Source organism: Arthrobacter sp. Hiyo1 (assembly GCF_001263615.2).
GTDB lineage: Bacteria > Actinomycetota > Actinomycetes > Actinomycetales > Micrococcaceae > Arthrobacter.
Genome location: NZ_DF952473.1, coordinates 306931 through 310347, shown reverse-complemented (window position 1 = coordinate 310347; position 3417 = coordinate 306931). Strand labels below are relative to the sequence as shown.

Below are 3417 nucleotides of genomic sequence, written 5' to 3'. Positions count from 1 at the left end.
CGTTTGTGAGCCACGCACCGTGGCGCTGGACGCCGCTCGGGAAATGGGCGCCGAAGCGGAGGTGGTCAGGGAAGCGGTCTCCACCGTTCTCAACGACGTTGCCAAGCGACGGCCTGAGCTGCAGTTCCCCTCGCCAGTCCCTTGAGCCGCCAGTCCCTTGAACCGCCAGTAGCTTGAGCCGCCAGTCGCGGAAGCTTGTTACCCCAGCGCCGGGGCCACTGTTCACGGATTGGGTTGAGCCTCCACGGCAGGCGCGCGTCCCTTGGACGCGACGTTCGCCCGTTCATCGGCCAGTTCGGCTCGAGGAGTTCGATGCTTGGAAGGCTCGAGGCGAGTTCCTCCGGCAGCGATTCGATGATTTTGCTCTGCCATTCCGAGACACCGATGGGCAGGTTGATTCCCCGCAGGGCGTACTCGGCCACCACGTTGTTCTTCTCCTTGCAGAGCAGGAGGCCGATGGTTGGCTTGTCATCGGGATGCGCCAGGAGATCGTCCACGGCCGACATGTACATGCCTAGCTGGCCGACAAACCCGGGCTCGAACTTCACCGCCTTAAGCTCGATCACTACGTAGCAGCGGAGCTTCAAGTGATAGAAGAGGAGATCGGCGAAGAACTCGTCGCCGTTGATTTCCAGCCGGACCTGCTCGCCGACAAAGGCGAAGCCTTGGCCCAGTTCCAGGAGGAACTTCTCCACATGTTGGACGAGTTGAAGCTCCAGTTCCCGCTCGTTGCGGCGGTCTGTCATGGCGACGAAGTCGAACACATACGGGTCCCTGGTGGCTTGTTGGGCAAGGTCCGAGTCCGCCGGCATCATGGTGGTGCTGAAGTTGGTTATTGCTTGCCCGGAGCGCTCATGGAGGCGCGTTTCGATCTGATGGGCAAGGACGTTGCGCGACCATCCGTGTTCGACGGCGGCAGCCGCGTACCAGAGGCGGGTCGCGGCGTCGTCGAGCTTCTCAAGCAGCGCGATCTGGTGGTACCAGGGCAATGTTGCAAGCGGCACTTGCAACATTGGGAACTCCGGCCAAGCCTGGGCGAAAGTCTTCATGTAGCGGAGGTTCCTTGGCGAGAATCCCTTGGATCCAGGAAACCGGGTTTGTATGTCTGCCGACAGGCGGGTGACGACTTTCGAGCCCCAGCCTTGCTCCGATTCCCGCTGCGCCAATTGCCTGCCGATGGACCAATAGGAAGCAAGCAGCGCCTTGTTCGCCGCGGAAATGGCCCGTGAACGTCCCGTGCCGACTTCCTTGGAGACACTGGCAAGCAGCTCGGGGTACCAGTCCGGCATGGAGGTGCGCGCCGGGGGAGCAGCGAACGACGCCGCGGCTTCCGCCGCCGTCGTGGTCTGTTCCGGTTTCAGTTCTTGGCTTCGCACTGGCTGTCCTCTTCTTAGGCGGTTGGGCTTCTTAGGCGGTTGGGCGACTTGGGCGCATGGCGACCGGTTCGGCGACCATTTCGTCGAACGTACGGGAGAGGGCTGACAATCTAGGAGCTGGGACGTGCCACCGCTCAGCCAGCTGGGTGGACCGCCGGCACCCTGTTCCCACGACGGCCCAACACTCGTAATCTGAATGCTGGGAGGTGGTTCCTGTGGAAGCAGCCCAGGGAGATCGGATCATCATTCATGGCAGGACGGTCGGGGCGTCCGACCGGCACGGCGAGATCATCGAAGTCCGCGGCGCAAATGGTGCGCCGCCGTATTTCGTCCGTTTTGACGATGGCCACGAGACCATCCTGTATCCGGGTGGTGATTTCACGATCGATCGCACAGGCGGGAGCTCGTAGCCGCCCGGCCGGCCGTGTTTCCTCGTGAGCTAAGGTAAGACTTAGCTGTGAAGGAGACCGGGGAGGGCGCGCGTGGACCAGATCCTCGACCTGCCCTTTGAAGTGGCGCTTGCGGCGCTCTTCGCCGTCGTGATGGTCCGGGTCAACGCGACATACTGGATCGGCCGCGGCGCAGCGGCCGGAATGGAACGCACGCGGTTCGCACGCGCCTTGCATCGCCCCAAAGCAAGCAAAGCGCAGGCCCTGATTCAGCGCTTTGGTCCCTACGCGGTCGTGCTGACCTTCCTGACTATCGGACTCCAAACCGCCGTGAACCTGGCCGCGGGGGCTGCGAGAATGCCACTCAGCCGGTATCTCCCTGCGGCAATTGTAGGCTCCGGTATCTGGGCCCTCGTCTACGCGACCATCGGCCTCGCGGCGATGGATGCCTGGCTCGCCGTCATGGCGGCCTCCCCTTTTGCCGCCGCGCTCCTGTTCCTCATCCTTGCCGGATTGGCGGTCTGCCTGGTCATGCGACGTCGGCGTCGGACGGCTGTGGCGCCAGAAGATACAGTGGTCTGAGTTCCATTACCGGACCGGCGAAAGGGCAGGCGTTGAGTATTGAGCTTCCGGACCTTGCGGAAGGCGACTTCTACTACGAATCGCTCGGGAATGGGCGCTTCCGCTCAACCATCCACGCCCAGGGGGCGTGGAATCCGCACGAGCAGCACATGGCGCCTGCATCGGGCATCCTGGCTGATGCCCTGCTCCGCCACGAGCCGCGCGACGACGTCCGGATGGCCCGCCTCAGCTACGAAATCCTCGGATTGATCCCCGGCGGCGAATTCGACATCACCACGGCCACGGTCCGCCCCGGCAGGACGATTGAATTGATCCAGGCGGAACTCTCGGCGGCAGGACGCGTGGCTATCCGTGCCACCGCCTGGCGCATGGCGACCAGCGACACGAGTGCCGTCGCCGCCATAGAAGACGTTGAAATGCCGGCCCCGGACGAATGCAAGCCGTGGGACGGCGCGAGCGTATGGCCGGGTGGCTACATCCGGTCCCTCGAAATGCGGATAGCGGAAGGACACCGGGCAGGCTCCGGCAAAGTCTGGATCCGCACGGAGCATCCGCTCACCGATGCTGCGGACAGCCGCGATCTCGCGCGGCTGGTCGGACTCGTGGACACAGCCAACGGTATTGCCGCGCGCGTTTCACCCGGAAAGAACAGCTACATCTTCCCCAACCTTGACCTGCAGATCCACATGTACCGCGAACCTGCGGGCGAATGGCTGGGCCTGGACAATATGGTCTCCTTCGGAAACGACGGCATCGGCCTCACATCCACCGTGCTTCACGACATCAGTGGCCCTTTCGGCCGCGCGGAGCAGATCCTCACGCTGAGGAAGAGCTGATGGTTGAGGACCTCGCCCGGACACAGCGCACGCTGACGGTAGTGCGCCAGGAAGAATCCCTCGGAGTCGCCGATGACCTGGACTTCGGGATCGAACTCCTCAACCGTGCCCGCAGAGGGCTGCTCGGCCCGACGCTCCGAATGTACAGGCCCCGGCCTACGGTGGCGTTCGGGCAACGCGATGCCAAGCTGCCGGGATTCCAGGCCGCGTCCGAGGCCTGCCGGAACCTGGGTT

The 3417-nt window shown here is 63.7% G+C and carries 4 protein-coding genes and 1 pseudogene; 4 read left to right on the top strand and 1 reads right to left on the bottom strand.

The window, feature by feature from the left end; all coding sequences use genetic code 11:
- Positions 1-89: 89 nt before the first annotated feature.
- Positions 90-1376, bottom strand: coding sequence for a PDDEXK nuclease domain-containing protein (locus AHiyo1_RS16935; protein ID WP_253257406.1), 1287 nt, complete (start codon positions 1374-1376; stop codon positions 90-92).
- A gap of 215 nt (positions 1377-1591) precedes the next feature.
- On the opposite strand from AHiyo1_RS16935, the gene AHiyo1_RS16930 reads away from it, so the two are divergent.
- From AHiyo1_RS16930 to AHiyo1_RS27065, 4 genes and pseudogenes are all read left to right on the top strand, one after another.
- A complete protein-coding gene (locus AHiyo1_RS16930; RefSeq protein WP_059389323.1) occupies positions 1592-1786 on the top strand; it encodes a DUF1918 domain-containing protein in 195 nt (64 codons plus the stop codon).
- Between the two features lie 72 nt (positions 1787-1858).
- Positions 1859-2347 (top strand): DedA family protein, encoded by a 489-nt coding sequence (locus AHiyo1_RS16925; RefSeq protein WP_059389322.1) that lies wholly within the window; start codon positions 1859-1861, stop codon positions 2345-2347.
- 32 nt (positions 2348-2379) lie between these two features.
- Positions 2380-3183 (top strand): thioesterase family protein, encoded by an 804-nt coding sequence (locus AHiyo1_RS16920; protein WP_059389321.1) that lies wholly within the window; start codon positions 2380-2382, stop codon positions 3181-3183.
- Positions 3183-3417, top strand: a pseudogene (locus AHiyo1_RS27065) (lipoate--protein ligase family protein); the annotation flags it as partial. The gene AHiyo1_RS16920 and the pseudogene AHiyo1_RS27065, both read left to right, overlap by 1 nt.